General features: G+C 36.0%; 1 protein-coding gene. It reads right to left on the bottom strand.

Annotation, left to right across the window (positions count from 1 at the left end; all coding sequences use genetic code 11):
• Nucleotides 1-1,229 (bottom strand): IS3 family transposase gene (locus tag H131_RS24135; protein WP_155242544.1). Its coding sequence is split into 2 segments (ribosomal slippage), with 1,230 coding nucleotides annotated over them: nt 1-852 and nt 852-1,229; the frame shifts between segments, so codons are not numbered across the junction. This gene is flagged as partial in the annotation.

Raw genomic sequence — 1,229 nt, 5'->3', positions numbered from 1 at the left:
ATTTTGCCTTAATCCGTTTCGTATTATAGTAATTGATATATTTCTCTAATTCTATTTTAAAATTCTCTATACTTTCAAATTCCCTCATGTAAAGGAATTCAGATTTCATAATTCCAAAGAAATTCTCCATGACAGCGTTGTCGTAACAGTTTCCTTTACGAGACATACTTTGAACAATCCCTCTTGATTCTAAGGCGCGACGATATTTCTTCATTTGATAGTGCCAGCCCTGATCTGAATGCATAAGTAGCTGGTGGTGCTCAGGTAAACGTTCCAACGATTTGTCCAACATGTCTGAAACAAGTGAATAGGTTGGTCTAGAGCCAATTGTATACGTGATAATTTCCCCGTTAAATAAATCTAATACAGGCGATAGATATAGCTTTTCTCCGAATAATTTAAACTCTGTGATATCCGTTACCCATTTTTCATTAGGTGCCTCAGCCGTAAAGTGACGGTCTAAAATGTTTGGCGCAATTTTGCCAACGTTTCCTTTATAAGATTTATATTTTTTCATACGTACTACACACTTTAAACCCAGTTCTTTCATGACACGCTGTACTTTTTTATGATTCACTTTTTGCCCACGATTCGCTAGTTCGTCACGAATACGGCGATAGCCATAACGCCCTTCATGTTCGTCATAAATCGCCTTTATTTCCTCTTTTAAATCGGCATCTGGATCTGGTCGATTCATACGTTTTACTAAATCATAGTACGTACTTCGTGGAATGTCAGCGAGTTTTACAAGTGCTTTCACTGGATATTTACGCCTTAATTCATAGACTACTTGCGCTTTGTCTTGTTTGGTGATTTTTCCTTGTTTTGAACTAAGGCTTTCAACTTTTTTAAATACTCATTTTCCATTTCAAGTTGTTTGATTCGTTCTTCAAGTGCTTCGACAGACCCTGGTGCTTGTTTTGTTTTTTTTCCTACTTCTTTTTTCATCGTTGGACGCCCCTTTTTCTTTGACTGAAGAGCATCTATACCATGTGTTTCAAGTTGTTTTTTCCAAACAGTAATAGTAGAAGGGGCAGGTATATTAAAAATAGCTGCCGTTTCGTTTAAAGATGTGCCGTATTCAGTCATGAAATTTAGTACATCTATTTTAAACTCTTGTGTGTAAGTTGTACATCGTTTAATAAATGCATCTACCCCATTATGTTCGAATTGTTTCACCCATTTAAGGATTGCTTTATTATCAGTTCCCAAAGATTTAGCTATATCAT

Source organism: Lysinibacillus sphaericus OT4b.31 (assembly GCF_000392615.1).
In the GTDB taxonomy this organism is placed as follows: Bacteria; Bacillota; Bacilli; order Bacillales_A; family Planococcaceae; genus Lysinibacillus; species Lysinibacillus sphaericus_B.
Note: the sequence above shows the minus strand (reverse complement) of the source record. Positions and strands in the feature narration are given on the sequence as shown.